Below are 24,458 nucleotides of genomic sequence, written 5' to 3'. Positions count from 1 at the left end.
GTTTGCCACTAACAGCAGGCAATCCCTGCGGAGAGAATGCTGTCCCTTGCATCGTGTGCAAAACATTCTGTCACTGCTGGGATTTCTCTGGTTTGGAAAACTGCGCTAACCATGGAGAAATTACACTCCAGCCAGTTTCCGGGTTTGAACCGCCAATGCCATGTTGTAGTAATTCAGCTTACCGGCGCGCACGATCATCGCGGCTTCTGGGGGAGTCATATTCGTAACTTCCGCCGCATTCATGAAGAAATTGGGTTGAGAAAGTAGTAACCAGCCGATGAAGACTTCGAAGATTGGCCGTTTCCCAATTTTCCAAGAATTGTAGGTTGCGACGGCGTCCGCCAGCATCGCTACTTGCCCCTTTACTGAAAAAAAGTGCGTCTCATGCGGGTCCTTTCCGCCATGCTTGAAGAAATTTGGGGATTGTCGGAAGAGTGCCAGCGCCAGATCCTTCATTTCCGGACGGATGTTATGCCCCTGCAGCATTGTCGGACTACCACCGAATCCGGCGTTGAGCGAATCGATGATTTCATGTGCGGCGGCACTGAGCGTGCAAATGGAAACAGGATCACCGTCAGCAAACCAGAGGGTGATTGCCGTTTCCAGCTGACGGACCGCAGCGTCGAGTTTGGTGACCGGCAGCTTGCCGTCCTTGGGAATATCGGAGGGGATTTTAACGCGGGCCATGTGGCTTCTGTCGCGGATCAGCCCTGCCGCCGCAATTGGAATATGCGCACAATCTGTTCGTATTCACTAAAGCCTAGGCATGCTATGGTTTCACGAGCATGAAGCCCGAAGATATTGTTGCCGCCATGTTGACCCGCTCCACCTTGGGTGGGCAACCCGAAGCGGAAGCCTTACAGCGGCTGGCCGAGTTGGTTGATGCCGCTGACGATTGTGGCAGCCAAGCAGGGGTCGAACATGCCATTGCTTTGATCAAGACCTTCCGAGCCAATTGCTCCGCATTGGGCGTTGGTCATCTTGATTACTACGAGGCAAACGCTTGGCACGCCTTACGCCGATTACGGACGAAGCGAGGCGATGATGTTTGGGTTTGGGAGCAGCCCGAATTTGAACAGGAGGCGGTCTGCCTTCGGCGCGCTTTGCGCGCCAGCGATCATCCGGAATTTCCGCCAGGCAGGCAGCTGCAGATCCTGACCAATCTCGGGAATCTAATGAGCGTGCTTGGCCGAACCGTTGAATCCATCGGTTACTATGACCGTGCGCTCGCCCGCTACCCTCGGTTTGGAATGGCGCTGGCGAATCGCGGACAGGTCTTCGCCACTTATTCAAACTACGACTACGATACAGGGCATCGGGCCATGTTTTTGTCGCAGGCTCGTGATGATTTTACAGCGGCCTTGAATCAGGAACTCGAGGGCGAATCCCGGAAGTTTTTCGAAGCGAGAGTTGCGGAGTTGGATGTTTGCGGGTTCGCACCAGGATTAAAACGCTTCGATCTCGACGGGTTCGATCTTGGTGCGAACGAGAAGGAAAAACATTTTCGTCGTTGGATTCTGAATGAGCGACTTTTCATTAACACACTGAACGATCTTGGTTCTTATCCGGTAGCAGCGAATGATTTTCTGCACTTGCCCACTATGGTTATGGAACGGGCAGTCGGAACTGCCTTCCATGGTTTTTTCAATCAGCTGAAACAGGAGTTCGCCGCGGCACGATGGCTGGCCTATGAATCTCTTCATGATGACGCATCGGCGATGGCGGATCGCGGCCTGCGGCTGCTGGACGCCCGGGATGGCGCGGTGTTTGGGATTGGGATCGAAAAATTGAAGTTCGCGTTTCGTTCGTCTTATTCGCTCTTGGACAAGATTGCGGTTTTTCTGAATGCCTACCTCCGTCTTGGGCTACCGCCGCATAAGGTAACGCTGCGCACGGTCTGGTTCGAGGACAGGAAGGGGGAGCCGCGACGGCTCAATCCTGCGATCCCGACACGTAATTTACCGCTGCGCGGTTTGTTTTGGCTGGCCAAAGATTTTTCGGAGACCGGATCGGAGTTCGTGGCAGCAATGGAGCCTGATGCCCAAGACTTGGTGCGAATCCGAAACCGGCTCGAACATCAGTTTTTGCGAGTGACCTCCATGCCGGAACAGTTCTGGAGCAAGGACCTTGCCTTTAATGTGCCTGAAGAACTCTTGCAGCGCCGAACTCTGCGACTCCTGCGGTGCAGTCGGGCTGCGTTGATCTACCTCGTGCTCGCCATCCATGCCCACGAGAACAGTGAGGGTAAACGCGACAATGCGAAGCCGTTTATCTCCGATCGCTTGGAGGACTTGCCGTCGTGAAAACGCGTTCCGACGCCTCATCTGTCAGAATTGGTCAGGTCCCCGGTTCAAGAGGTTGCACGACGGGCTCAGTTGAATGCGCTGCGAGGTGATATAGAAGCATGGGCGAAAAGACGGAAGCTTTGGTTCGACACGTCATTCTTCGAACCATTCGTCTATCGCCGAGAGCGCCCTCGATTGGCGGAAGTTCTCCTTATCATCAGCGAGGGATCTCTTGGCGAGATCCTCAGGTGGGGCACGAGTGAGAAACACGAGGATCAATTTCACGCTATCCTCAAACGCCACGGATTTTGGTATTCACTAGAGAACCACTACATCATTGTTCTCTATCAAGAGGATGAGCAGCTGCAGCAGGAGTTCTTGATTATGGAGCGGTGGCGCTGGGTGCAGGAACTCGCCAGTCGTCGTCTCTACGATATCCACGCTGAAGTTTTCGAACACTTTGGCCAGAAGCCGGAGGATTTGAAGCGCCTCACGTGGAGGCAATATGAACAATTCCTCGACTCAATTTTTCGCAATCAAGGTTTTTTCACCGAATTGGGGCCTGGGCGAAATGACGGTGGGATCGATATTCGCCTATATCAAAGCGCCACCGTGCCTGAGCTGGTAACGATCGTCCAAGCACGCCGATATACGCGCAAGCCCATTGGGCTTGAAGCGGTCGCAGCGTTGTTCGGGCATGCCGTGAAAGAAAGGGCCAAGCATGCCATCTTTGCGACTACTTCGCGATTTTTACCGGGGGCACGCAAGTTCGCCATCAGTATGGAAAACGAGATTGACCTACCGACTATCGAAACAGCCGAGTCCGGCAAAGTGGCGGAATGGTGTTTAGATATTTCGAAACGGTTGGAAAAATTTTATCAGACCGGCGCGGATGGGCCGCCGCTTGTGCCCTTGTCAGCGCCACCTCCCGAACTTGTTGGGAAGATCGTCGTGCATCGGGGCGGGGTCAATATGACGACAAACGATTTTGCCGTGGTGGAGGCGGATTTCCCTTTTGAGGCAATTCTTCGTCCGATCGGTGCCAGGCAGGTAACCGGTGACAGTCAGGTCGGTCAGGAGATTCCCGAGATCACAGCCAGTGCGAGATGGACTGAGCTGGCTCGGGTCACCGCCCGCAAGGAGACATCTTCCTGCGCTGGTGGCATTGGTTTTATTGCCGAACGGAAAACGTTCTTTCTCTGGGACGGACAGCCCTTGTGGTTCAACTACTGCGACTGAACCGGAAGGCGGTTTGTTTCTACCTGCGCTTGAGTCGCTTGTCGACTACACTAAGGTCGAGTTCATGAGCGCCTCGGCTACCCCCTCAAAACCTACGACTCTCAAACGTTTGACCATAGAGCGGTTCCGTGGCATCAAGTCGTTGACGTGGGATCCGGTGCCGGGCGTTAATTTCGTCCTCGGTGGAGGCGATGCAGGCAAGACAACCATTCTCGAAGCTATCGCGCTCCTGCTCAGCCCCAACGCGAGCTATTCGATCAGCGACACCGACTATTGGGAGCGTGATGTCGAGAAGGAGTTTTTGATCGAGGGTATTCTCTCACTCTCAGATGGGATTCCGGTCAGCCATCAGAAACAGATGAATTGGCCTTGGCATTGGGACGGCAAGGACATCGTGCCGGCGGCTGTCGAAGGCGCCACCGGTGGCGAACCTGTCTACCGGTTCCGCGTGCGGGGCACCGCCGATCTCGAACTCGCTTATGAGGTGGTTCAACCCGACAACGAGACCAATTCGCTGCCGGCTACGCTCCGGCGTGCCATTGGCTTGGTGCGGCTTTCCGGCGAAGACCGCAACGATCGTGATCTTCGCTTGGTGCAAGGTTCCGCACTCGACCGAATGCTCGATGACAAGGGATTTCGGGCGCGAGCGGCGCGCGAACTCGCGGACGATCCCGTGGACGAACTGCTCGCCGAAAATGCCAAAAAGGCGCTCGGGCAATTGAACACCGCATTCAAAGGAAATGCCCTGCCGGAACCGCTGGGCCTTGGTATCACCGGCGGAGCCGGCATGTCGTTAAACGCTTTGATCGGGCTCACCGCGCCGAAAGGAAGCACGTCACTGCCGCTTGTCAGCTGGGGTGCCGGAACGCGTCGGCTGGCATCGCTTACTATCGCCGGGGCATTGCATGATCGTTCGCCCATCACATTGGTGGATGAATTGGAACGCGGATTGGAATGCTATCGTCAGCGTAAGTTGGTCCGTGCGTTGAAGGACGCGACATCTCAGGTTTTTGTAACCACCCATAGCGCGGCGGCCTTGGAGGCAGCCGAAGGTTGCGCGTTTTGGTATCTCGATGCTGGCGGAAACATCGGGCCGCTCGCCGGTGCGGCGCTCCAGCGGCAGTTGCTCAAGGATCCGGAGGCTTTTTTGTCCCGTTTCACCGTGGTCGCGGAAGGTGCGACGGAGGTTGGATTCGTGGCCGCTTTGCTCAAGAGAACAATCGACGTTCCGCTTGCTGACCACGGCATCCATATCACCGATGCTGGCAGCAACGAGGGGGCGCTCGACCTTCTCCAAGCATTGGGCAAGGCAGGGCTAGCCTTTGGCGGAATGGCCGACAACGAGGGCTTGCATTCCGGCCGGTGGGCCGAAACCAAAAAGAACCTCGGCGACAAACTCTGCCGATGGGAAAAGGGCTGTTTGGAAGAGGAGATTATTGCCTGCCTCGATGATACCCAGATCGAGGCATTTATCCGTGACTCCGAGGACCAGTTGACGGGTGTCCGGTTGCGCACGCTCGCTGATCGGCTCGGATTAGAGGACAAGAGTTTTGCCGTGATTTCGGCGAAGGCGGGAGTGGATCTGCGCAGAGTGATGGTCGAGGCCTGCTGCGGAACTGTCCCGGATGATAAGAAGGGGGCGGAAAAGTCCGTTAAGCGATCCTATCAGGCGCACGCGCAATCGTGGTTTAAGTCCCGTCGAGGCGGTTACGAACTGGCTGACAAGGTCATGGTGATGAAATTGTGGCCGCAGCTGAAGCCCGTGATTTTGCCGTTCCTCAATGCGATCCGCACAAGCTCAGGGTTGTCGGCGATCGAGGATTTGACGGCATGAGTGAAAAGAGCGCCGCAGACGCACTTCGCTCGGACGCATGTCTCGTCGTCGTGGAAGCGCCGGCCGGATGTGGCAAGACTTACCAAGCGGCGACCTTTGCCGGCGCCTGCGCGGCCGGGCTGCGGCCGGGCCGGATGCTTATTTTAACTCACACCCATGCCGCCTGCGATGTCATCGCCAAGCGGCTCTCGGGCACACAGGACGCGGAGATCCGCACCATTGACAGCCTCATCGTGGAGATCGGCACTGCCTATCATCGTGCAATTGATCTCCCGGCGGATGTGAGTGCATGGGCGCGGCAATCGGATGATGGTTACGATCAAGTGGCGCAGCGGGTGGATCAATTAGTCGGCCGGGCACCGCAAATTGCCGCTGCGTTGGTCCGGCGGTATCCCGTCGTCCTTTGTGACGAGCATCAGGATTCGAGCGCACATCAACATGGGTTGGTCATGAAGCTGCGGGACGCCGGTGCGCGTTTACGAATCTTCGGCGATCCGATGCAGAGCATTTACGGGAAAAAGGATGAATTCACCGCAGCGCAAGCACAGTGGAAGGCCCTTTGCGCGGAGGCTCAAGCCGCCGAGCGGCTCGATGTCGGGCGACGGTGGGAAAAAGCAGCACCTCAATTGGGTGAATGGATTCAGCATGCTCGCGAGATGTTGCGGGCAGATAGGCCCATCGACCTGCGCGGCAAGCTGCCGGCGGGACTCACGGTTTTTCGAGCGGACAATTACGCCTCGGGTTACGGAAATTATCGATTGGATGGAAAAGAGCGCGTGCCCATCGACAAATTCCTCGATCCGGAGGGCGCGCTCCTCGTGTTGGCTCCGCAAAACCGGACGGTCGGTTGCCTGCGTGGTGTCTTCAACCGCAGATTGCCGATTTGGGAGGGGCATACTCGTGGGGCTCTCGACGTTCTCGTTCGGACAGTGACGGCTCACGCGGGGAAGCCCGCAGAGGTGGCAGCGGCCGTGTTGGCATTTCTTGATCGTGTCGCCGTGGGTTTCTCCGCGAGCGCATTTGGCAATCCGTTCGCGGAGGAGGTGAGGACCGGGGCAAGCAAGCCTCGACGTGGCAAGCCTGCGTTCATACAGGAGCTCGCCCGCATGGTGCTTGCCGACCCCACACATAATGGGGTGGCTACCATGCTCCATCGCGTGGAGGAGCTTGCGGCGGAGGAGGCGGCATTTTCCGGTATCAAAATAGACCATCAGCGGGAATATCGCGAAGCGATTCAACTTGGCGGTTTCCCCGACATGGCGCAGGGCCATGCTGAACTTACGCGACGGCGCTCCGCCATGCGTCCCGCGCCACCTAGGAAGGCGATCAGCACGGTTCACAAGGCGAAGGGATTGGAGTGCGACCGTGTGCTGGTTTTACCGTGCGATAAGGCGCACTTCGCGGACAAGCCGCAGCATCGATGCCTGCTGTATGTCGCACTGAGCCGGCCCGTGCGTCAGCTTGCGCTGGTTCTGCCTACGCATGAGGTGTCGCCGCTTTTCGTGATTTGATCGCGTGAGCTTGGCGCGATGCGCGTGCCCGGGCTTGCCGTATCGAATAGGGATCTCCATGAGTCGAGACGGTGGCACAACTGGAAAAGAGTTTTCGCGCGACACTCAATCGGGCGTCAACCGAACGTCCAGTGCAACGCTGGCTGACGAAGCATCCGCTCGTTTTGTCCGCATGCCTGCATGGGATTGTTTATCCGAACCAGGTGATCAGCCAGTTTAAGTTTGGGACCGATTTTGTGGCGGACTTCGTTGCTTTTGGTGCGTTCTCAGGCGCCTGCTGTTTCCATTTCGTCGAACTGGAGCCGCCGGGAGAGCGGCTTTTTACCCAGAACGGCGTTGCCGCCAAACGATTCAACGGTGCGCTCGCCCAAATCTCAGCCTGGAAGATCTTCGTGGAAAAGCATCGGGAAGAGGTTCTCCGAGAGCTGGCCAAGGTATTCAGCCAGCGGGAGCTGGTCTTCGGTCGGAAAGGAGAGGAGCCAACCGACACCACCGGGATGCCACTTTACGATCCGTGCCAATGGATCGTATGGGACTATCACATCGTGATCGGCAGGAGAGACTCTTTATCTAAAGCGGAATTAGGGAAAAAGTCCGCTTATCTGACCCAGGCCGAGGTGGACGTTATGACCTATGACCGACTGCTGGATCAAGCCAGGGCGTTCGACGAAGAGCCCGAAACCGGGATGCACGATCGACCGCGTGCAAGAGGCAGGTAACACAAGCGGCTGAGTTGAAACCCGCGAAAAAGTGGGCAGGACTCCATACACCATGAACTACACCTGAAGGTGACGTGATTAGAAGAGAAACGTCTCGGCAAAGGGGTATCCCGGCGTCACTGTTACTCACCATGATCACCACCCATCAGAACAAGCCCTCACGAGCCGGGGTGCATCACTTCGCAGACGCATGAGAGAAAGCAACGTTCCTCTTAAAACGTTGGCAGAACGGCTAGCCTTGCCCGGATTGTGTGACCTAGAGAGGACATTGAACGCCCGCGTCGCGCTCTCTCAACGGAAGGCGCCAGACCGAAACGAACTCATCATCGCGCACTACGGGGCAAACTCGGGCTCGCCGGTGGTTCCGTTGCTCCAGACGTATGGCGAACTCCGCCTCGCACAGGAATCGATTTCAGCGAGAAACCTGCTGCACCAATTCGAGCAGGCTGCGATCTCGACATCGTTCGAGGTTCTCAAGGGTTTTCCCGTGGAGGTGAATAACACGGCCTCGATGGAACTGGTGGCCGCTGAAGACTTGGAGTCGGCTCCGAAATACCTGATCGAACTCGCGACGCGCCACCGTGGGCACTTGAGTTCTGCCGGCCCTCTGGTCGTTTATGGTCAGCCCGCCTTCGAAACCGTGGAACAGGCGGTGCGGGCTTGGGTGCCGCTCCGGCCGTTCCACGGCAGTAGCGATGGTCGACTCGGCAGCATTCTGATCGAAGTGCCGCTCGCCGGTCCCCGGCTGGGCGCATTCAACCTTGAGAGCGAAGACAGCCTCCGAGTCGCGATCAAGGGCAGTTCGGACGCGATGCCCATCGAGTTGTCGGAGGTTTGGCACTCAAGCGACGGCAACCTCGTCGAGACCTTCGCGCATCCGATCGCGGGAGATTCTGTCGTTGTAGCACGACCGCCAACCGCGGATCAGGTGGCCATGTGGCTCGTCCGCCGCGATTCGATCGTCACGGATTTTTTTATCGAGAATCCACATCGGTGCACCCGAAAACAGCGCATCCTCTTTCCGCAGCATGCAAAAGTTGCGGAAGGTGACCCGGCTATCGAGATTGATGCCGGAGAAGGGGAAACCACTGAATTGAAACCCTTCATTAAACTGACCTCGGACAAAATTGATGAAGTGGTTCGCACCGTCGTGGCATTCGCCAACACACTAGGCGGCACGATCTTCATCGGGGTGAATGACTATGGGGAGGTCGACGGTATCGACAAAGAACTCTGGGATGCGACGCCCAAGGACGAAAGAAAATCCCTAGATGAGTGCGCGAAGAACTATTGCGCAGAGATACGGAAGACCGTGCTCGATCGGGTTAGCGCTATGCCAGGCGTCCGGGTGGACATCGTCCGCGTCCGAGATAAACGGGTCGTCCGCATCCGTGTCGAGGAAGCCAAGCGCAAACCCTGTTCGGACGTGATCCGCAACGAATTCTGGATCCGCAAAGGATCGAATACCCGTCGGCCCGACACCGAACAATTGAGGGGATTGATGGCCGAGCGGAACTCATTTCCTGGTGCCTTCGATTAACCGCTAACGCGACGTCCAAGCCCAGCTTCGGCTGTGAGCGTTCGCACAAAGCCAACGCATGCGCATGCAGTCACGTAGCGTCCGATCAAATTGATGCGCGTAGCCGCGCCCGGCGGCCGGGAGTAGAGGATTGCCAAATGTTGCGTAGGTAAGTGGCAGCTTGCCTGCCCTTCAACTGCACGGCTTCCACCACGGTGCCATACGCGCAGACACGTCATTGACCTTTTCTCCGCGACAGAAGTCCTTAGGCTTTCTGCGGCCGATTTCTTTTTCCCCTTCCGTGCCGCGGCGATCAGACCAATTTTGCCAGAAGGACGTAACAAGCGCGGCGACTTCCGGGACCATCGCCGGCGGGCGAGTCCAAGCGATCGCCGTGGGCTGCATGATCGGATCGAGAACGATGAGCATGGCCGCCACCTCTGCGCAGTCCGCCGTCGCAGTGCGGACCAGCTCGCAGATGTCCTGCCACAACGCCTCTGCCACCAATCTTTCGCGCAACACTTTTCGAGCCCACTTTGCCTGATCACGAACAAGAAGTGATGGATCGCTCTCCTCAAGATGCTTCAACCGAGGTTCGTCATCGGATGCTCCTCCGAAAGCAAGGATGCTCACCGCCAACCCACGCTCCTTCCCTAACGGAGCGCTCGCGTAGCGCGTTCGTGCCTGAATTCTCAGCCATTCGATGCTTCCGCCTAACATCGCGGCGATGACACAGCGCAGGATGTCTTGATCATTGCCGCACTCTTCTAGTGCGCGGAGGCGCCAGCTCTCCGCTCGGGGACTGTCTTCGATGCTGAAGAGTGAGAAGCAATCTTCGGGAACGGCGCCCAAGACCCATACGCCTACTCGGCTTTCCCGCTGTTTCCGTCCAAAGCCTTCTACACCGACCGCGCAAGCGGCCTCCAAGTCGAGCCTGCTCCATATGCGCCGGACAGCAGAACAAAATGAAGCCAGCTCGAAAAAGTGTTCCGGCGCGGCTTCCAATGCGGCGGTCAAGGCTATCGCGAAACGGCAGAACTCATCAGGAACCAGACGTGCCCACGTTTCCAAGGCGGCTGCGGACGCGAAGAAGGTCAGATGTCGGTCGGGTAGCTCTTCGTAGTGTGAGGACGCTCGATCAAGTGCCTCGTTCAGTCGATCCACTTTCTCTTCGGCAACGGGCTTACCCTCGGCATGTTCTTTCAAAGCTTTGAACAGGGAGCTGTCGTTTCGGTCGATGCCCCAAACCGTGCTCAGGGCGCTGTGTGAGCGACCGGAACCAGTTTCAATTTCTCGGATGGTCCAGCCCTCCACATTGCCATCCATGGCGGTGATCCAACGCGGACGATAGAGCGGATCAACTTGTGTTGCTCTTCCCTCGACCTTACGGAGAGCCGCTTCGCCGATGCCTCGCGCGTAAGCAATTTGTTCCTCGTCCGACATCCAGTCCACTAAGTTGGCTGCCAGCTCCGCAGGGTATTTGGCGATCAGTTCACGGCAAGATATCGGCATCTGCCAGTCATCGGGAACGCGAAGGAACCAGTAGAAATCGCGGGCGAGGGAGCCATCCAGCAGGTGACGGCTCAGGCTCGCTTCGATGAAAAATGCGTTGATCAGCAGAGGAGAAGCATGTCGCACCACGATTCGGAGGAGGAGCTTGGTCCACGGGTGTCCCGTTTCCAAGGTTCGCAGTTGTTCTAGAGCGGTAGCCGTGGTCACAGCCGTGTGGTCCCTGCTGGCTGCGTAAGCGTAGATTCCTAGCCAGTAGGTCGCCGCCCGAACGCAACTTTCGTCCGAAGCGTTTTTCTGTGCGGCTTCAAACTTACCCCACACCAAGCGCGCCAGTTCGGGGCAGGCTACCTTCTGCAGCATGTAAGGAACCGGCAGGATTTCCCAGGCATCGTAGCGAGGATCGGGCCTGGCTCGTAGTCCCAGCTCCAGCCATCGCATAATTGCCTTCGGACTTCCGCCGATGATGACGAGCTCAAGGATGCTTGTAAGGCAGTAGGACAGGTCTCGTCGGGATGTTTTTTCTTCGAGATACAACGCTGCATGGTCGGCCAGACGAAGCAGCCCCTTCTCCGAAAGAGGCACGATATGACTCCCGAAGACCGCTTCGTTAGGATTCTGAATCGAGAAGGCGTGCCGCCAATAGCCGACAGTCAGCCGTGCTAGGTCCTCTTTTGATCCGAAACGGGCGAGCCAAGGAATGAGTTCGGGCCATAGGTTGTGAAGATGATGCGCCTGTTGTGCACCCGCTGGCGCGGCTAAAAGAGCGCCATCGAGTATGTCCACCAATCGACGCACTTCCGAAGGATTGAGCGTGTGCTCCGGATAGGCGGCGAAGCGTCCCCAGTGGCAGATGCCTGGCCATTCCAAATCGCGATCCTCTTTACTGAGCCATAACTGCAAGCTTCGAAACTCGGAGGCCGGTGTCACTTCCGAGATGTTCCAATGAGGCTCCTCCCGTTTCTTGTGCAGAACGAGCGGGATTTCCGCCAAGGCCAGGCTTCTGCCGAGAACTCCCAACCCCTCTCGTAATGCAGTGTCGTCTGTTGTTTCCGCCATGCGCGTAAGCTCCGGAAGGACGGCCTCCGTATATCCCCATCTCATCAACAAGGCCACATTCTCGTATGGGCTTTTCAGCCGGGATTTGTAGGAACGACCGTTGGTTTCCTCCGTGACCGAGCAAAGCTCACAAGTGGCCATGCTGCTGGCCAAAGAGGCCAACATGGCGAGCTCGGGCCGCAGGGATAAAATCGAGATTGCCGTGAAGCTCAGTCGAAGCTGCTCATGGTGGTCCACTACGGGTAGACGCGCACGCTTTTGAGCCTCTTCAGGAGTATCCTCATCACGAATACGCGGAAAAACCAGATGCAGCCAGCGATGTATAAGCCCGGTCATTGCCACGTCACTCGCCCCGTGCTCCTTCCATCGGCGTGCAATCGGCAGAATCAGGTCTGTGTCTTGCGTGCCGGAAAGATAGCGGGAGAACATCCACTCGATCATGCCTCCGTAGGCCTCCAAATCGGTGTGCGCCCAGAACAGGAGGCGTTCCCGCGTGCGATCCGCGTTGTGCCCGCCGGTCCACAAGGCCAGCAAGGCCTGTCGCGGATTTCTCCAATTGGGCAAAGACTGCGGAGGCTTGAGAAGGGTAAGGAGAGTCGCGACGAAGACCGCCTCTGTTCGGAGATCGTCCTCCCGGTTGGGCTCAAGCTCCTTCACGAGAAGGTCCTGTAGCACACCAACGTCTTTGTGCGCGTTGACTTCCGCCACTTGCAGCAGGTGCAGGGCGAAGCCGAGCACCACATGGTCTCGGTTAACCCGGAGCGCAGGACCGTGCCTGCCAAGAATGATCCGCTGTTCCTCCAGATCCTCGCGTATCCGGTCATAGTCGTGGAAGCAGGTGCGAACTTTTTCGAGTGATAGCTCGAAGTGCCCTTGCGAGCCCGGAACGATTTGACGGGCTAAATGAGCTAGGGTGGCCTCCGCTGATTCCACTTGCGAGCGAGACGATCCGTAGATGCGCCGCGTTTGCCTGTCCTGTTGTTCAAGCTTGTCGATCAAGTCGGCGAAAAGGAGCAGCGGCTTGTCGAGTTGGCCCAAGTCTCGCAGTTTTTCCCGTAACCGAAGAGCAAGGCGGAAGAGTCGGGGAGTGGCGGCGATCACTCTGACGTTTTCCGGGATGTCCGCCAACGAAATCCCGGGCGCAAGGCGAGCAAGTGCTTCGGCGAACTCTTCGTCGTTGAAGCCGTGCAGTTCCACCTTGTGTGCCTGAGCCCAAGACCTCCCGTGGAATGCTTCGTAACGGTCCAACGGCCGTGTTGTGAAGAGTAGCCGTACATGATGGCGCAGCGTCTCTGCGTGTGACGAATACTCCCGGAGCAAACGTTGAGCGGCTTCCAGGCACCCGCTTTCGTTTACGCCGTCGAGAATTAGCAGCACCGGTTTCGACCAAACCCGAAGAATCTTGGCGGAATAAACAGGAATTCGGCGATCTCCGGGGCCTAGGAGCTTACGCACGCCGGCGAAAAGCAGCGCGTCCAAATCGGCGCAACCCGCCCAATCCAAGCTCTCGAGCCAAAGAACGGCGGTGCCTTTAACTTCCGAACTGAGCTTATCAGCGAGTCCGGCGGCCACCCAGGATTTCCCGCAACCCTCCTCCGCCTCAATATAGGCGTTTGGCTTGGCCGCTTTTTCCCACCAATCGAGCAATATCCCCGTGACCTCGCGGCGATCCACCGCGCTGTCCAGTTGAACGTAAACCCCTGCCTCAGCCCCGCTCGTTTGGTCGGGCCGGAAGCGGCGGCGGAGAAATTGTGCGGCCAAGTGTTGGAAATGATTCCAAGTTCGAAGGCTCGTCGTGAGAGCGTCCGCAACTTGTGCCGTGCGTCGACAAACGTCTGGAGCGGCTGCGCTGGCTTCGACCCAAGCAAGAAACTCAGACGTCTGTTGTGGGAAAAACGAGAAGATCGTGGACCAATGACTCACACAGAGCGCGCCGAGATCGCTGGCCTCTTCCCGTGCAAGCTCGATCACCACGATATCCACTCCTGCCACTTCTTCCAGCTTCGCCAAGGCATCACGCAACTGGGAGTGGGCGCGGGTAAGGACGATCACATAGACGTCCAGCCGAGAGGATGCGGCATCGCGGATTTTCCAAAAATCCGTGACCACTTCCTCGGGGGCCAAGGTGGTCGTATCTCGGTAGCGCTTTGTTTGAACCGCTATTGAGAAATCGGTGGCAGTGGCGTCGCCCAGCGGCTGGCGCCCGCTACTCGCAACGGCGAACTTCTTTTTTGTAACGGCTTCGAGCAAGACTGCGACCAAACCTTCGAATCCGGCAGGGCCAGACGGCTCAAGTGCCTGCAGCATATCTTGCAGTTTTGGCCAGCCCTTGAACGTGCGCGGCGGTTGTTTGCCCATTTAAATATCTTGGAAGGTGGTCTTCGCAGCGAACAATCCGAAATCAATCCTGAAGCAATCTGTCCTACCTGAGCGGGTTGTGCCGACGGCTGGGTGTTTGGCGATCGAGGGGCCGGCTTAACGATAGCCACGGGTAATCAAACAAGGGAGGGCTGAAAAACTCTTGGAATTTCCAGAATGAACACGCGGAAGGCCGACTTATAGCTAAAAATGCACTCGTTATCGGAACGCGTTTTAGAGCGGGGTGTTTTGTGGGTGATCCGTGTTCGGTATTTCGCTTTCCTCTCAACTGGTGCCCGAGGCGGGACTTGAACCCGCACGCCCTTCCGAACAGCGCATCTTAGCTTCTAGGTCGGCGAATTAACAACGAATGCCTATAGATTTTTCTTTTGTTTTGTCACAAAAAATTACTAGTTTTTGTGACATAGTAATGCGATCAACTACCTCCAGTGTTGATAATTTGATCCTGAAATCGGTGAAGGCTACGAAACATGCCTCCACCTTTTCAGCCAAGACGTTCACGCACCTTGGCAGTCCCGCAGCCGTCCGGAAGGCTCTGGAGAGACTGGTCAAGCGCGGCGAATTGCGCCGGGTTCGCCGGGGGTTCTACGATCGCCCTCGATCCCATCCCTTGCTCGGACAGACAGCCCCCGATCCGATGGATTTAGTGCGTCGCATCATGCAGGATAGCGGCGCCCAATGGCAGGTTTCCGGTGCCTATGCGGCTAACCAACTTCATCTGTCGGATCAGGTGCCTGCCAAAATTGTGATCCTGACCAATGGGATTTCTCGGAAAATCCAATTGGACAAACTGACCTTGGACTTTCGGCGTTCCGCTCCTCGCAACTTGCTTGGCGCAGGGAAACCGGCGGGCACCGTTATCCAAGCCATCCGTCACTTGCGCGCCTCCGGAATGACGCCAGCCCTAATAACTCAACTTCGCGCTCAACTCGATCCCACCACGAAATCAGATTTGGTTGTTCTCGCCCCTCAATTGCCGGCTTGGATGCAACCCTTGGTTCGGCAAATCACCGCTCCCGTCACCACATGAACTCGGTTCTTCGCCTGACGCCTCTGCAACGCGCCGAACTTTATCGCGCGGCCTCACAGAAACTCGGTTTCGGCGAGGTCATAGTCGAAAAAGATTTTTGGGTCTGCTGGATGCTGCACCAGCTTTTTACTCTGCCGGGCATTGGGGAGCACTTGATTTTCAAAGGAGGCACATCCCTGTCGAAAGTCTGGAAAGCCATCGCGCGATTCTCCGAAGACATTGACGTCTCCCTCAGCCGCGACTGGCTTGGCTTCACTGGCTCGCGCGATCCGGAGAATGCCATATCGGGCAAAAAACAGCGGGCCGGCATTGAAAACCTTGCCGCAGCGTGCGCGGAAAAAATCAATGCGGAGATACTGCCAGCCTTGCGGACGCGGGCGGCCGGAGTTTTGGGCCCAGACGGCTGGACCATCGCGATTGATGCCGACGATCCCCAAACCCTGCATTTCAAATATCCCAGCACGCTCGGAGAAGACAGCCCGCAGGCTTACGTTCGGCGCGAAGTGAAGATTGAATTTGGCGCGCGCTCGGACGCGTGGCCGGCGGAAGAAAAGACGATTCTCCCCTATGTGGCCGAAGTCTATCCCGATACTATCACCGATTCGGGGGTCGCCATAAAAGTGCTATCCATTGAGCGCACCTTCTGGGAAAAGGCGACCATCCTCCATGCGGAAGCACATCGCGAGGAATCAAAAGCGACGCCTACGCGGTTCTCCCGTCACTACGCCGATCTCGCGGCCTTGGCAGACCACGCCAACGCCGCTGACGCTCTCGGGCGCGACGATCTTCGTGCCCGCGTCGTCGAACACAAGCAGGTGTTCTTCGCTGCCGGCTGGGCGAAATACAGCACGGCAGTGCCAGGGACCTTCCGCTTGGTTCCGCCAGATTACCGGTTGGCGACTTTGCAGGACGACTATCGGGCGATGCAGGAAATGTTCTTCGGGCGTCCGCGTGCGTGGGCGGAAATCGTTGAGCGCCTGCGCACGCTGGAAGCCGCCATCAATCGTAGAGAGAGCAAATCCTGAGTTGCCGTGTCGGATATCTAATCTGCGGCAGCCATCGACACATGGACACGTCTTTTCGATGCCTTCGCCAAGGCGGCACAGCAAATCCTGCGGCGAGTTCTTTGGCCTAGATGTTGGCATTTTGTCCGCTCATTATGAGGCGGAAGTCGGACGAATTCAGGCTTTCGCCAAATTCAGACGGCTCATGCTGCTCGGGCATGCCGGCTGAATTTCACGATGCGGGGCTTGAAAGCGCTTCCGACAGCGGAGTTCTCGCGTTGAATCCGGACGGGCGAAGCTAGATTCAGTTCAAGACGGGCCGCGTCGTAGGCACGCAGGCGGTCCTTGTAGCGATGGAGCTTGGCAACGGTGAGGGACGTCTTGGGTAAAGCAGGAGCCGTTTGCTGCGGATTCTTCCGCAGCAAACGCACAAATTTCGCTGTATCCTGCTGCAACGGCATGGTCCAAGAGTGGATTTGCTCTTTGAGCAAGTCAAGACGACCAAGGCCGCATGGGAAGCGTTAGCCGCTCGCACGATGGGGATCTGCTAACTCTTAACGCTTTTCCCTTCCGTCATCCTCGTCATGCTCGCGTTTTAAGTATTTTAGCTTTCAGCGCATGACTCCAGAGGAACAAGCCCATAAGGAAGAACGCTTTTCGCCCAAGGCTTTCCTGCGGGCTCGGCGGCCCGAGCTGTTCTCCGATTCGGTAATCGAACAATCCAAGGGACTCGACCGTTCGATTCTCGAATATCATCTCGAAACACTCACCAATCGCAGTCAGGAAACGGACTTCGAGCACTTCGCCCGCAAACTGGCCGAGCGAGAAATTTGCCCCAATCTCATTCCCCACACAGGCCCCACCGGCGGCGGCGACAGCAAGGTGGACACCGAGACATTCCCGGTCGCGGACTCACTGGCCTTGGCTTGGTATCTCGGCACCGGTCGGGAAGCCGCGCAGGAGCGCTGGGCGTTCGCGTTTAGCGCCAAGGCCGACTGGCAGGCCAAGGTGAAGTCAGACATCAAGAAGATCGCGGAGACCAAACGCGGCTACCGGAAGGCGTATTTTCTTTCCAGCCGCTATATCCCGGACAAGCAACGTGCGCAGGTCGAAGACGACCTCCGCAAGAAGCACAAGCTCGATGTGCGCATTCTCGATCGGTCCTGGATTTTGGATCGGGTCTTTCAAGGCCGACACGAAAACCTCGCCATTGAGGAGCTGCGGCTCTCGCCTTCTCTGCGCACCAGCGTGCGGCAGGGTGCGCAGGATCTCGAAGCCGAACGGGAACTGACCGAAGTGGAAAATCGTCTGACCCAAGCCAGCCGGGAAGGGCATTTCGGGCACCAGTTTGTCACCGATTGCATCGAGGCGTGTAAACTGTCGCGCGGACTGGAGCGTCCGCGCACCGAAACCGATGGCCGGTTCGTCCGCGCGAGGGCTGCCGCGGAAAAGCAAGGCACCGAACATCAGCGTCTCCTTGTTGCTTATCAGGAGGCTTGGACGAGCTATTGGTGGCACGAGGACTACGCCGTATTCGACCGCTGCTATCTCGAAGTCGAACAATTCGCTATCGGCACCCAGAATCCCCACGATCTCGAATTGCTGCACAATCTATGGATCGTGGGTGAAGCTACCCGCCAGCGCGGCGATCTGGCGATCAGTCCGGAGGAAGCGAAACGACGCGAGGGCACGCTGACGCGGGAGCTTGATCGTCTGACTAAAGCGGAAGGCCGTCCGAGTGCCGTGTTGCAAGTCCGCACGCTGCGGCTGCAACAGGAATTGTATGTCCACATCCGCGACCAGCGCCCCGACAAGGCGAACGCGGCGCTGAAGAAACTGAAGGGAGCGGTTCGCTCCTGCGAAGGTCTCGTCGGCTTCCCGCTGGCTCCGTTGGTTGAGATTCTCACCGAAGCGGCCCAGCTCATTGGCGAGTTGCCCGCCTACGACGATGTTTTTGAAACCGTCGTTGAAGTCACGCGCAAGCGCGACGGTGACATTTCGGCGGCACAGTTGCTGATCCAGCGCGGCACCGCGCAGCTTGAGGGCGGCAAGTCCTACGATGCCATCCGCACCCTTGGTCGCGCGCTGCTCCAGCTTTTCAAGCACGAGAGCCGAGCCGACCTCGTGCATGCGCTCGGCCTCTGCGCCGCAGCCTACGAGGATGTCGGTCTCCTCTGGGCGGCCCGCGGGACGATGCTCAACGCGGCGTCGGTTGCGACCGGTGATTTCTGGGCCTACTCCGACGTGACATCGCTCCAAGCGGCCTGCTATTCGCGGCTCAAATGGATCGAGGCCCGGCTCGGGCGCGTGCCGCATTCGCTCGCTTGGCACGAGGTGGACGTCACTGCTCGCAATGTGCTGGCCCGGCGCGGCCACGATCCCCGGCGTGTGTGGCGGGGTGAGGTCCCCTACAACGCGCTCCTCGGCGGCGTGCTCCTCGGTGCCGATCTCGTCCAACTGCGTGAACTCGCCAAGATGCCGGAGACCTTCGAACGTCTCGGCATCGACGGCGGAGCCGCCGCGCTTTGCTATGCCCTCGGACACGAGGACGCCGTGCCGACGGGGTTGCGCGAAGGCAAGAGCGCCGAGCAATTGCGTGCGTTCTTCACACAGTGGCGCGACCAAGCTCGTGAGGCGGGCGCACGCGCGCGTCCGGAACTCTGCGCCGACGATCCGATCATTTTTAACTCCCGCATTCTCGGTTGCCGCGTCACCGTCGAAACGCGGAATCTCTCGCCTTGCACGGACGTGGCCGAAGCCCTGCTCGCCGCCTTGGAAAGCCTGCTTTCCACCGGCCAAGTGCGCTATCTCTTCGCGCAAGAGCCTGACCTTCACGTCACGGTCAAACTTGCCGACGGCACTCCATTCCCCTTCACCTTCGACAAGACAGACCGGAACGGGAAACCGCATGTGGAAATCACCTGCGCCAGCTTCAATCCGCATTCGCTGTCTGTCGCGGAGCAGAACCAGATCAAAGACCAGCTCTTGGCGATCCTCGTGTTCGTCCTGTCGCGGGTGTTCATTATGGATGATCCCAAACGGGCGGTCACCCGCCTGTTCCGCGACGAACGTGCCTTGGAGCGTTCGCTCAATTTTACAGGCGGCTTTGTGACCCTTGGTAATATCCTCGGCTATCAGCCGAAGCACACGCTGGCCGCGTGGATCGATCCTCAAGCAAAGGACCATCCGTTGCTGCGGCAAGAGGAGTGGGATGCCGCCGACCGGCGGAAGAAGCCGGAGCCGTCCGTAGAACCGAAGAAACCTACCTTTGGAGCCGGCGAAGTGCCGAAGGAATTTCGAGATGGTCAGATCAAGCAGTCCGAGATGGAGACAATTTCCCTAATTCGGCTGCCTTTGTGGGATCGAGCGAAGTGGCGAGGCGCCGGTTTTATGGTGGACCGACTTGGGCGGCAGCCGCCGCTCATGGCGTTGCTATTTGAGCACGGGGATGCGGGTGCGGAGATTTTCGACCAATGGCGGCAAGAGCTCGGGAAACGAGACGAGCAGGAACGGCTCCGGATCGTCATTGTCCGCGGAGTCAGCCGTAAGCGCCCCCACACCTATCGCGTGGTTGTCACTGCCAACATGAACGCGCTGGCCACGAGTGGAGCCAAGCAGTTCGGGATCATCTCACGGCAGTGCGAGATGGACCCGAGTTCAGACCAGAACCTGAATATGTTCATCGAGTCCTACCGCCGTGTGGGCGCGTATTTTCTCGGTCACGCTCAATTGCCGACGAGCGCCGAGTTCACGCCGCCGACCAGCGGGAGCCCTCTCCTCAAGCGCGAGTTCGTCGTCCGGCAAGCGTGGGAAATCGGCGAACACGACTTGGATAGTGTCGCCATTCGGCCGGACGACGATCCGTTCATTCCTCCCGGGAAGAACGATGCACCCGTGCTGGCCGTCCTGAAAGCGCATCGGGAAAAATTCCGGAGCAAACGATGATTGCTGGGATTCCTTAACGAGGGATGGTGCCCGGAGCGGGACTCGAACCCGCACTCCCTTACGGGAATTCAATTTTAAGTCGAAGGCGTCTACCGATTCCGCCATCCGGGCAAATGAAAGGTCAATTCGCTAACAAAGCATCGCGTGGTGGCGCGAGCCGGAATGTCCGCAATGTCCGTTTGATGTTTTGCCGACCAAAAAAGTGGGCAAAAAGTGGGCAAAAATCGCGTTTTTCAGATTTGAGACTGCTTGAATTGGATTTTTTAAAAAGCACGAAATTAATTTGTTAAGACAGCTTTTCTGCCCTGAGAAATGGAGGGGGTTGACAGATTTTAAGTCTCCAGTGTCTACCGTTCCACCACCCGGGCGCGGGTACGGAAATGCGGTTTTCTGAATTGGCGGGGGATCGCCGTCGTGGCGAGCCCGGTTTGTCGAAAATTGACGGGATTTGACGCCGGTTGGTCCGTCCGGCGGCATCAGGTCACACCGGCGCCGGTGCGGGAGGCCGGGCGCGGGCGAGGTCCGGCTGCGGATAATGCACGATATACTTCTCGTGAAAGTACGGGTCGCCCAGCGTCTCCTCCAGCGAGAGGACGCGGGCCGGGGCGAGGCCGAGGGCGGCTTCCTCGTCGGCGAGGCTGCCGCCTTTCCAGTAAAGGATGCCGTTGGCCGGTGTGTCGGGGCCGGTGTTGGCGGTCGGATCGCGGACGGGAACGGGCCGGACGAGTTTCCGGACGAGTTGCACAAAGCCGGGCAGCGAGGTCACGGCGCGGCCGGTGACGAAGTCGTATTGCCGGGCGAGCGTCTCCACGCGGACGTTCTTCACCTCGGCGTTGCGGAGCCCGAGTTTTTTTACGATGTCGGCGACGACGGTGATCTTTTTGCCGACCGAGTCGGCCAGCGTGAAGCGTGCCTGCGGGTAAAGCGCGGCGAGGACGAGGCCGGGAAAACCCCCGCCGGTGCCGACATCGATCAGCGTGGCGCCTTCCGCGAGCCGGAGAAACTTCACGGCGGCGAGGCAGGGCGCGTAGTGGTGCCACTCGAGGTGGTCGATGTCCTTGCGCGAGACGAGATTCACCCGGGTATTCCACTCGCGGTGCAGGGCGGCCATGCGCGCGAGCAAGTCCCAGCGGTCCGTGGGGATTTCGGGGAAAAGGGGTTTGAGGCGATCCATGAAAACGAAAGAACCGCAACCTTTGCGGGGCTGCGGTTCGTCAAAATCGGGAAGCGGTTATTTCTTCGCCTTGGCTTTTTTGGCGGTGGCGGCAGCCACTTTCTTGCGCTTCTGGTAAGCCTCGCGGCGCTTCTTCTTGATGACCTTGTTGTATTGTTTGCCCATGGGTTTGTGAAATTGAAGGGCCAAGCAGGACGGAGCGGCGAGGCCGAGTCAAGCACGGCGAACGGGGTGAACGGACGAAAGGAAGGGAAGGCCGGAGGGGGGGAGCAATTCAAGGTGGTGTCAGGGCCGGCGCGCCCGGTGGCACGGCCATCCTGGCCGTGGACGGCGCGCAGCGCCGCCGGTGTGCGGTGCGAAATACGGGCTGGAAGCCCGTGCCACGCAGGGGAACAACGTTCATGGGCTGGATGCCCATGCCTGGAGTTTGGCGCTGACTAGTTTTGCAGCAGGAAAGGCTTGATTAAATATCTAGTTATAATACTAGTTTCCTTTATGGGCTATCCAACCAAAGTTCAATGCATCCAGCGCAAGGAAACCGCGCAGTATTACATCAACTTCCCCGCCCCCATCGCGCAGGCGATGGACTTCGCCAAGGGCGAGACGGTCGAGTGGACGATCCACGACAAGGGCCACCTGATCGTTTCCCGGCGCGAGGTTCCGCCCGATCCGGTCCCGGTAAAAAAAAAGCGTCGTTGAGCGAAGCCTTCGATTCCCTGCTCGACGGGCTGGCCCCCGCCTTCGGCTCGCCCGGGGATTTTACCCGGGCGCGCACCCAGTGGCTGGCCGGTCTGCTTAATCTGGGTCGCCACACGGTGACCGGAGCCCTGAGCACGGCCGGGGCGCAACACCGGGACTGGTCGGCGCAGTATCGCCTGCTGCAACGCCTGCCGGTCGATCCGGTCTTCGCGCACGTGCAACACGAGGCGCTGGCGGCCACCGATGCCGCCCGGCCCTGGGTGGTCGCGCTGGATGACTCCATCACCCGCAAAACCGGCCGCTGCATCCCCGGCTGCGGCTGGCGCAAGGATCCGCTCGGCCCGCCGTTCAACCTCAACTTTGTCTGGGGCCAGCGTGTGCTGCAGTTCTGCGCGGCCCTCCCCGCCGCCGACGGTTCGGCCCGGCTGGTGCCGGTGGACTGGCAGGAGGCCCCGCTGCCCAAAAAACCTTCGCGCCACGCCGATACCCGAACGCAGAAGGCCTACGTCGAGGCCCGCAAACAGGCCAACATCAACGAAGTCGCCGCCGGGCGGATGGCGCACCTGCGCACCGCGACCGCGCGCCCTATCCACTGGGTAAGCGACGGACGCTTCACCAACCGCACGGTGTTGCGCCAGCTGCCGGAGAACACCGTCCTGATCGGCCGGGTGCGCAAAGACACCGTGCTCTACGCGCCCTGCCAGGCGCGGCCCGGCAAAAAGGGACGCCCCCGCAAGTATGGCGACACCCTGCCCACGCCGGAACAGTTGCGCACCGACCAGACCGTCGGGTGGAGCCGGGTGCCGGCCTTCGCGGCGGAAAAGCGCCACGATTTCAAGATCAAAACACTGGGGCCGGTGCTGGCCCGTATCACCGGAGTCGATACCTTGGTCCGGGTGATGGTGATCGCCCCCCTGGGCTACCGGTTGAAAAAAGCAGGCAAGCTGCTCTACCGCCAGCCAGCCTGCCTGATTTGCACCAACCCGGACGTGCCGCTCGAAGACATCCTGCAGGAATACCTCTGGCGCTGGGACATCGAGGTGAACTTCCGGGATGAAAAGTGTCTGCTGGGCGTAAGCGAGGCACAGGTCAGGGAGCCGGAGGCGGTGCGCCGCCAGCCTGCCTGCGCGGTGGCCGCGTATGCCCTTTTGCTGCTTGCCGCGCATCACACCTATGGCGCGGACAAACTGCCCCCGTCGGTGCCCTTGGCCAAATGGCGCCGCCGCGAGCCCCCGCGCCGCGCCACCACCGGCTTGCTCATCAACCAACTGCGCGTCGAACTCTGGGCCCGCCACCTCCGCCGCGAGAGTTTATCCCACTTCTGCTCCCGCTCCTCCTCGAACACCAAGTCGCATAAACCCTCCACCGACCTCGCCTCCGCCCTGTTCTACTCCCATAACTGACTCTCCGGTCCGCCAAACTCCAGTCATGGGCTGGATGCCCATGCCACTTTTCTCGGACAACGGCTTGCCTTGAGCGTTTCCGGGTGAAATTTCCCGGTATGTCCCGAACGGTCTCATTTGTCGGAGTCGGTCGCATGGGAGCCAACATGGCCCGCCGGCTCAAGGAGTGTGGTTACACGGTTGCTGCCGTGTATGATACGCATGCGCCGGTCGCCGCCGCGCTGGCGGAGGAAATCGGCGCCACGCACGCGCCATCGCTCGCGGCGGTGACGGCTTCGGCGGAGGTGATTTTTACCGTGGTGACCGACGACGCCGCGCAACTGGCCGTGTTTGCCGAAGAGGGCGACTCGCTGCTGGCCGATCCGGCTGCGGCGGCGGGGAAGGTGTTTGTCAACTGCGCCACGATCACGCCGGCCACGCACGTCGAGGTGGAGCGCCGCGCGCGGGCGGCCGGCGCGGTAACGCTGGAGGGCTGCATGGCGTCGTCGATCCCGCAGGCGCGCAACGGCACGCTTTACCTGATGTGCGCCGGCGACCGGGCGACCTTCGACCGTGTGGAGCCGATCCTGAAAAACCTCAGTTCGGCGCTCCGCTACATCGGCCGCACCGGTCAGGCCGCGCAGGTGAAGGCGCTGGTCAACATGGTCATGAACATCAACACCGCCGGCCTCGCCGAGGGTCTCGGCCTGGGCGCGGCGCTCGGACTCGATCTCGACATGCTGCGCGAAGTGTTTGCGCAGACGGGCGCGAATTCGCAGGTGCTGAAGACCGACGGCGAGGACATGCAGTTGCGCTCGCACGACTGCTTCTTCTCGGCGGCGCACGCGGCCAAGGATTCGGGCATCGCGCTGGCGCTCGGCCAGGAAGCGGGCCTGTTGCTGCCGCTGGCCGCAGCGACCAGATCGCAATACGACCGCATGGTCACGCTCGGCCTCGGCGACCTCGACAAGAGCGGCATCGCCGAACTGACGTTCAAGGGCCGGCAGGGCTGAGTCCGGCGTCAGGGCGAGCGGCGGAGCGAGCGGGCTGACTCCGGCTCAGAGGCGTGGAGCCGGAGGCCGTGGTGTCTTGCCGTTTCGGCTACGCTGCATGCCGGTTGTTGTCATGCCTGTTGGCGTGGCACTCTGCCGTTCGCGGAAGGGTCGCCAG

General features: G+C 59.0%; 17 protein-coding genes and 1 tRNA gene. 12 read left to right on the top strand and 6 right to left on the bottom strand.

All coding sequences use genetic code 11. The annotated features are described in order from the left end of the window. Positions 1-120: 120 nt before the first annotated feature. Entirely contained in the window at positions 121-687 is a 567-nt protein-coding gene (locus tag OPIT5_06100) for a hypothetical protein (protein AHF94128.1), read from the bottom strand. 98 nt (positions 688-785) lie between these two features. Between OPIT5_06100 and OPIT5_06095 the strand changes: the two genes are divergently transcribed. From OPIT5_06095 to OPIT5_06070, 6 genes are all read left to right on the top strand, one after another. Then, positions 786-2,303, top strand: a complete 1,518-nt coding sequence (locus OPIT5_06095; protein ID AHF94127.1) for a hypothetical protein — start codon at positions 786-788, stop codon at positions 2,301-2,303. Between the two features lie 177 nt (positions 2,304-2,480). Beyond that, the gene (locus tag OPIT5_06090; GenBank protein AHF94126.1) at positions 2,481-3,524 is read left to right on the top strand and encodes a hypothetical protein; all 1,044 of its coding nucleotides are present in this window, start codon (positions 2,481-2,483) and stop codon (positions 3,522-3,524) included. Between the two features lie 64 nt (positions 3,525-3,588). Then, the gene (locus tag OPIT5_06085; GenBank protein AHF89862.1) at positions 3,589-5,358 is read left to right on the top strand and encodes an ATP-dependent OLD family endonuclease; all 1,770 of its coding nucleotides are present in this window, start codon (positions 3,589-3,591) and stop codon (positions 5,356-5,358) included. Next, positions 5,355-6,869: an ATP-dependent DNA helicase gene (locus OPIT5_06080; GenBank protein ID AHF89861.1), complete on the top strand. Its 1,515-nt coding sequence runs from the start codon at positions 5,355-5,357 to the stop codon at positions 6,867-6,869. Before OPIT5_06085 ends, OPIT5_06080 begins: the two co-directional genes overlap by 4 nt. Positions 6,870-7,033: 164 nt before the next feature. Then, positions 7,034-7,588, top strand: coding sequence for a hypothetical protein (locus tag OPIT5_06075; GenBank protein ID AHF94125.1), 555 nt, complete (start codon positions 7,034-7,036; stop codon positions 7,586-7,588). A 190-nt stretch (positions 7,589-7,778) separates the two neighbouring features. After that, positions 7,779-9,128, top strand: coding sequence for a hypothetical protein (locus tag OPIT5_06070; GenBank protein ID AHF94124.1), 1,350 nt, complete (start codon positions 7,779-7,781; stop codon positions 9,126-9,128). Between the two features lie 171 nt (positions 9,129-9,299). On the opposite strand, the gene OPIT5_06065 is transcribed toward OPIT5_06070, so the two are convergent. Next, complete coding sequence (locus OPIT5_06065) at positions 9,300-14,033, bottom strand: hypothetical protein (GenBank protein AHF94123.1); 4,734 nt, start codon at positions 14,031-14,033, stop codon at positions 9,300-9,302. Positions 14,034-14,463: 430 nt separating this feature from the next. On the opposite strand from OPIT5_06065, the gene OPIT5_06060 reads away from it, so the two are divergent. Next, positions 14,464-15,084 (top strand): hypothetical protein, encoded by a 621-nt coding sequence (locus OPIT5_06060; protein ID AHF89860.1) that lies wholly within the window; start codon positions 14,464-14,466, stop codon positions 15,082-15,084. Further along, positions 15,081-16,109, top strand: coding sequence for a hypothetical protein (locus OPIT5_06055; GenBank protein ID AHF89859.1), 1,029 nt, complete (start codon positions 15,081-15,083; stop codon positions 16,107-16,109). Before OPIT5_06060 ends, OPIT5_06055 begins: the two co-directional genes overlap by 4 nt. 106 nt (positions 16,110-16,215) lie before the next feature. On the opposite strand, the gene OPIT5_06050 is transcribed toward OPIT5_06055, so the two are convergent. Continuing rightward, positions 16,216-16,308, bottom strand: a complete 93-nt coding sequence (locus tag OPIT5_06050; protein ID AHF94122.1) for a hypothetical protein — start codon at positions 16,306-16,308, stop codon at positions 16,216-16,218. Between the two features lie 398 nt (positions 16,309-16,706). Between OPIT5_06050 and OPIT5_06045 the strand changes: the two genes are divergently transcribed. Continuing rightward, entirely contained in the window at positions 16,707-20,033 is a 3,327-nt protein-coding gene (locus OPIT5_06045) for a hypothetical protein (GenBank protein AHF94121.1), read from the top strand. 24 nt (positions 20,034-20,057) lie between these two features. Here the strand turns inward: OPIT5_06045 and OPIT5_06040 are convergent. The 3 genes from OPIT5_06040 to OPIT5_06030 form a co-directional block, all read right to left on the bottom strand. Beyond that, positions 20,058-20,144: transfer RNA gene (locus OPIT5_06040), tRNA-Leu, on the bottom strand. 370 nt (positions 20,145-20,514) lie between these two features. Further along, positions 20,515-21,207, bottom strand: a complete 693-nt coding sequence (locus tag OPIT5_06035; GenBank protein ID AHF89858.1) for a 16S rRNA methyltransferase — start codon at positions 21,205-21,207, stop codon at positions 20,515-20,517. 57 nt (positions 21,208-21,264) lie between these two features. Then, positions 21,265-21,372: a hypothetical protein gene (locus OPIT5_06030; GenBank protein AHF89857.1), complete on the bottom strand. Its 108-nt coding sequence runs from the start codon at positions 21,370-21,372 to the stop codon at positions 21,265-21,267. Between the two features lie 330 nt (positions 21,373-21,702). Here OPIT5_06030 and OPIT5_06025 point away from each other — a divergent pair, with 330 nt between their 5' ends. The 3 genes from OPIT5_06025 to OPIT5_06015 all read left to right on the top strand — a co-directional run bounded on the left by OPIT5_06025 (position 21,703) and on the right by OPIT5_06015 (position 24,301). Then, positions 21,703-21,906, top strand: coding sequence for a hypothetical protein (locus OPIT5_06025; GenBank protein ID AHF89856.1), 204 nt, complete (start codon positions 21,703-21,705; stop codon positions 21,904-21,906). Further along, entirely contained in the window at positions 21,903-23,309 is a 1,407-nt protein-coding gene (locus OPIT5_06020; GenBank protein ID AHF89855.1) for a hypothetical protein, read from the top strand. The genes OPIT5_06025 and OPIT5_06020 overlap by 4 nt, the downstream gene beginning before the upstream one ends. Positions 23,310-23,407: 98 nt before the next feature. Then, complete coding sequence (locus tag OPIT5_06015) at positions 23,408-24,301, top strand: 2-hydroxy-3-oxopropionate reductase (protein AHF89854.1); 894 nt, start codon at positions 23,408-23,410, stop codon at positions 24,299-24,301. Positions 24,302-24,458 lie beyond the last annotated feature (157 nt).

It is taken from the genome of Opitutaceae bacterium TAV5, assembly GCA_000242935.3.
GTDB lineage: Bacteria > Verrucomicrobiota > Verrucomicrobiia > Opitutales > Opitutaceae > Geminisphaera.
Note: the sequence above shows the minus strand (reverse complement) of the source record. Positions and strands in the feature narration are given on the sequence as shown.